General features: G+C 40.6%; 2 protein-coding genes. Both read left to right on the top strand.

All coding sequences use genetic code 11. The features are described 5' to 3' along the window. Positions 1–1,999: type VI secretion system Vgr family protein (locus D7V20_RS18295; protein ID WP_147395810.1), on the top strand; the 1,999-nt coding region annotated here is incomplete at its 5' end. Positions 2,000–2,094: 95 nt separating this feature from the next. Further along, the coding region (locus D7V20_RS18290; RefSeq protein WP_407923981.1) for a DUF6531 domain-containing protein at positions 2,095–5,889 on the top strand (3,795 nt) is incomplete at its 3' end.

Raw genomic sequence — 5,889 nt, 5'->3', positions numbered from 1 at the left:
GATTGGAGAAATCGTGGTGATCGACTTCTTTGAAGGCGATATCGATCGGCCCTTTGTCAGCGGACGCATCCACGAAGGACAACGCCACCCGACCCAATTCGACAGCCTTGGCAAACTGCCTGATACCAAAAAACTGGCAGGGATCAAAAGCAAAGAATACCAAGGCACAGGCTACAACCAACTGCGCTTTGACGATACAAAAGGACAAATCAGCACCCAACTGCACAGCAGCCATGGCGCAAGCCAGCTCAACCTCGGCCAACTGAGCCATCCCAAAGCCCAAGCAGAAAGTGAAAACCGAGGCGAAGGCTTTGAACTGCGAACTGAACACTGGGGAGCACTAAGAGCAGCGCAAGGCTTACTGATCAGCACCGACCCACAACCCCGAGCTGAAGGTGACCACCTTGATGCGACACAGGCCAAACAACAACTTGAAAATAGCCAAAATAACGCAAAAGCACTGAGTGATCTTGCCAAAAACCAACAAACTGATGAAATAGAATCGATTGAACAACTCAAAGCCTTTGCAGAACAGATAGAACACAAGATTGCCAAATTTAACAAAGCCTTATTGCTTCTCAACTCACCTGATGGGATTGCACTCAGCACACAATCAGATATTCACCTGTCTGCAAATGGTCAGATGAATCATTATGCAGGCGACAGCATCAATGTGAGTACACAGAATAATTATATTGTGCATGCCTTAAACAAGATGAGCATGTTTGCAATACAGGATGTGAAGTGGGTTGCAGCCCAAGGCAAATTCAGTATTCACGTACAATCGAATGGGATGGAGATCTTAACCAAGCAAGATATTCAAATCAGTTCTGTAGATGGTCAGATTGTGATTAGTGCGCCGAATGGGATATCGATTAAGAGTAGAAATTCAGAAATCAAATTAGATGATGCAGGGATTGGATTGATCACCAGTCATGTGTTGGAACATCGAAGTGGGCAGCATGTGTTTAAAACTGGGTCGAGTGTTCATCAATCCGCACAATTACCTTCGTCAAAACCACTTAGAGGTGCATTAGATTTACTCAAAAGTTATGGTGGACAAGATTACTTTAAAGAGACGGGTTATAAAGTGATTGACTCGTTAGGGAAACAAGTTTTAGGGCAACTGGATGGCAATGGTTTTGCACAAGTCAAAGGTATTGCTCCTGGTCCTGCTAAAGTCGAATTCGAAACGGACCCACGTAGTGCATGGGATCAAGCGAGTCATTTTAACCGTAACTATACATGGTCAGAAGATGTGCTAGGTGCCGCTTCAGGTTTTGTTCAGGAAGCTGCGAGTTCATTGGGACAAAATATGATGTCTCAGCTCAAAAGTAATTTGTTTTCATTGGATCGTAATTCACTTGAGAATTTTGGACAAAATGCCTTAAAGGATTTAGGCAATCAAACGTTGGGACAATTTAAAGAGCAATTTACTCAAAGTGCGTTGGGGGCTGTATCGAATGCATTGAATTTGAACTTATCTCCTTCACAAATGATGAATATTGGGCAAATGATTGCCAATCCTGCTCAGTCGGTACAAGCGATTAGAGAGCAAGGTATAGATTTCTTTAAAGATCAAGCATCGGCATTGCTGGCACAAAGAACCAAGGGTTTAGTTGCTAATTTTACGGCTGCAACAGATGTTGGAGTAGGACTAGATCAAGGCTTTATCACAGAATCATTGAGATCGGATCAAGCGGTATTGAATACACCTGTTGAAATGCAAGATGACTTTATTAAAAAAGATGAATATTCCTCACGGTTTTTAACATATACGGTGACAACACGAAAAAATACTGGAGTACCAGCTCCAAGTGTTACGAAATTTAGCCCTGCGGTTTCTGCACAAACAACAGCACAACCAAAACCTAGGTCTGAGCTGGGCAAAGATGTTGTTCGGATGGATCTTGAGGAGTCACGTCACTTAACAACCAAGGTAACCGTTCGGAAAACACAGTCAGAAGAGCAGGATATATACCATGCCAGAGATAAGTAGTTGAACAACAGGTTTGATGTATGAGGTGTTTATTTTTGGATAAGACATTTATCCACTTGGTTGAAATTAAAAATTATAAGCTTGAGGTTTAAAACATGACATTTATAGATAATACAAGACAAAATAGTATGACTACACAAGCAGAGACTACACAAGCTGCGAACAATGAAAACATGAAACCTGCTGTTGAATTGGCAGTATTCAATTTGGCCAGTGTCACGCATACTGAAGACCATAAATTTATTGCGCATCAAATCCAGCGTTATTTAAAAGTTTGTGGCAATACCAGTTTGGAATATTTACAAAATAGTGCCAATGTTCCGACAGTTGCCAATATTTTTGCATTATCAGGAAGTGTTTTAGAGTTAATTTTATTTGCAGAAGAACAAAAAAAGGCACAAGCAGGCGTACAACAAGCAGCTTTGCTGAGTATGAATTTAATTGGCTTATTTTTAGAACCCAGTACAGAAGCACACGTACGCATGGCTTTACGTCCAATGTTGGGTTTGATGGCGGAGTGTTTATACGCTCAAGATGGCAAAGTAAAAGAAGCGGATATTCGACGCATGGCATTGCACCTGAATGCACAAATGGCGGGTGATTTAGAAAAATTTTTACAGGAAACACAGCTTAAATTATCAGGCCTATTGTCCAGTGCCAGCAGTTTAGGTACCACTATTTTACAGGCTTTGGCTGTGCCAAGTATCACCAGTGGACTCTCAGTTTCAGCGACAGCAGGAGCTACCGCCGAAAAGCGAGATCCAAACCAACAATTTAGCAATTGGGCTAAGCCATTGCTTGATTTGGTGATGGCGAATACACAAGTAGATATGAAGCCGAAACTAGAAACCACAGCTGCAAGTGGTTCGCTGCAACAAAACGCCGTTAAAGCAATAGCAGTATTGCCTACATTGATTCAGCAACAAAGCAATGCCGCAACACAATACAGTTTAGCGTGGCTGATTCAGGAAACATTGAAAGCGATTCAGAAACAAGCCAATAAGGCTCGAGCAAGTGTGCCACTGAACCACGCAGGTGAGTATGAGCAACATACTCATGGTGATATTTTAGAGTTTGTCACATTGCAGGCAGATGCTTTAAATGCGCCACCTTGTGATGGTGTTGACGCTCAAACTGAGCATAGTATCAGCTATGCCATAGGTGCAGAGCGTGTTAATCATGCCGATTTCTATTTGCCTAAAGTGGATTTTGTTTTTAGTCGTCAATATAACTCGCAAATGAATGAGTTTGATCACAGCATGATTGGCGCACGTTGGATGATGCCTTTTTCTAATATGATCATCCAAAAGAACAATGGCTATTTGTTTATAGATGGTAAAGGTCGAAAACACACATTACCTTCTTCAATCTTTTATGAAACTTACACTGTTCCATTTGAGGGATTTACGGTAGAACCTTTTGAAGATGGGGATTTGTTACTGAACTTTGGTACGGACTGGAATTTTCATTTTCAAAGTTTTAATGCGGGTAAGCACTATCACTTGGTACAACAATTTAATGATAAAACCAATGAAAAGGTGATTTTAAGCTATCTGCTGTTTGAACAATTTGCTTATCTACAAGCGATTGATTTCCAAATGAAACGGGCCAAACATGTAGTGAAGTTTGCTTTTAATGAACATGCCAAGATCATCGCAGCTTTTGTTGATGATCAGCCTGAACCTTTGGCACGTTATGAATATGATATACAGGGCAACTTAACCAAAGCTTATGATCAAAATGGGCATTTACGTCGTTATGAATACAATGATGCGCATCAGCTCACCCGATATACCGACCGTACAGGACGTGGGCAAAATATCCGCTATGAGTCTATAGAAGCAAGTGCCAAAGCGGTTGCAGAATGGGCTGATGATGGGAGCTTTAAAACCCGTTTAGAATGGCACCCACGGTTAAGACAAGTAGCGGTCTATGACAGCTATGATGTGCCGACCTATTATTACTTTGACTTAGATGGTTTTACTTATCGGACTCGTTTAGCCGATGGTCGTGAATCATGGTTATCTCGAGATGGGCAAAAGCGCATTACCCGTCAAATAGACTTTGCAGGCTTGGAAACGGAACAAATTTATAATGATCAAGATCAACTGATTAAAATTATACAGCCGAATGGCGGGGTAGTTCGCTTTGCTTATGACGAGCACGGTAATTTAACTGAAACCAAAGACCCAGAAGGACATATTTGGAAAAAAGAATATGATGCCAATGGTTTGGTCATTAGAGAAATCAATCCTTTAGGTCATACAACCCAATATAAATATAATAACGACCACCAAATTGTTGAAGTGACCGATGCCAAAGGTGGTTCTAAAAAAATTCAATATAACGATTTGGGGCAAATGGTTTCTTATACGGATTGCTCAGGAAAAAATACGGCTTGGCAATATGATGAAGAAGGAACATTAACAGCGCAAGAATCTGCGGAAAACCAAAATGTAAAATATCTTTATAGTACGCAAGGCAGAGACAAAGGACAGTTACAAGCAGTCATTTACCCTGATGGTTTAACAGAACAATTTGAACATGATGAAGAAGGACGTTTACTTAGACATACCGACAGTAAAGGTTTTGTGACTGAATATAAATACAATACGGTTGGGCTTTTGCAGCAACGGATTGATGCCAATAAGCATCAAATTGGCTACCAATGGGATAAACAAGGTCGTATTCTCAAACTGATTAACCAAAACCATGCAGAGTACCAGTTTGATTATAACCGCTATGGTCAGTTGGTGCGTGAACAAGCCTTTGATGGTGAGGAAAAGTATTTTCACTACAATGACAATGGGCAACTGTTTCAAATCCGACAATCGAATATTTTAACGCAATTTGGCTACCATGCCGATGGGCAAATTGCTTCCAAGACATATACCCATTTGCAGACCCGACATAGCCAAATGGAAGAATTTGAATACAACCTCAATTATCAGTTGAGTAAGGCAAAAAATGCCGAAAGTCAGGTTGATTTTTATCGTAATGCGCTTGGGCAATTGATGAGAGAGCATCAGCACTATAAAGTAGCTCAACTGACGCCACTCACAGCAGTGTTGCATTATGAATATGATGAATTGGGTAATCTGAGTAAAACCATCCGACCTGATGGGCAAGTGCAAACGAATTTAAGCTATGGTTCAGGGCACACTTATGGAATTGCCTTTAATCAGCAAGATATGGTGGCATTTCAACGTGATGATTTACATCGTGAAACGGTTCGTATGCTGAGTAATGGTTTAATACAGACCAAGCATTATAACGATGTTGGTTTGTTGAGTTCACAAGTCATTCAGCCTGAACAAGAAACAACAGACAGAATGCAGTTGCATGCGCAACGTCATTATCAATACGACAAAAATTATCTTTTGACCCAAGTTGAGGATAGTCGTTTAGGTCGATTGAATTATCAATATGACCCGATTGGCCGCTTGATTAAAACCCAAAGTTTACATAAGAGTGAAAGTTTTACTTTTGACCCTGCTGGGAATTTGATTGACCCGATGGCTACGCAAACATCTACAGTGAAAAATAACTTGATTAAAAGTTATCAAGGCAAACACTATCAGTACGATGCGCAGGGTAATGTGATTGAAACCCGTCAAGCTGGAGAAATATTAAAACTGACTTGGGATAATTTAAACCGTCTGATTCAAAGTGATCATAATGGTCAAATTACTGAGTATGGTTATGATGTTTTTGGACGTCGTTTATATAAGAAAAATCATGGCGAGAACAGTCTGACACTCTTTGGTTGGGATGGTGACTTGATGATTTGGGAGTCTTACCAAAAGCAAGGCAATATACAAAGCAATCAAAAGCAAGAAAACCCTGATTATACAAAGCACTATGTGTATGAGCCGAATAGTTTTGTACCG

It is taken from the genome of Acinetobacter rongchengensis (genome assembly GCF_003611475.1).
GTDB lineage: Bacteria > Pseudomonadota > Gammaproteobacteria > Pseudomonadales > Moraxellaceae > Acinetobacter > Acinetobacter rongchengensis.
The sequence above is the reverse complement of the archived record's forward strand: the minus strand, read 5'-3'. Positions and strand labels throughout refer to the sequence as shown.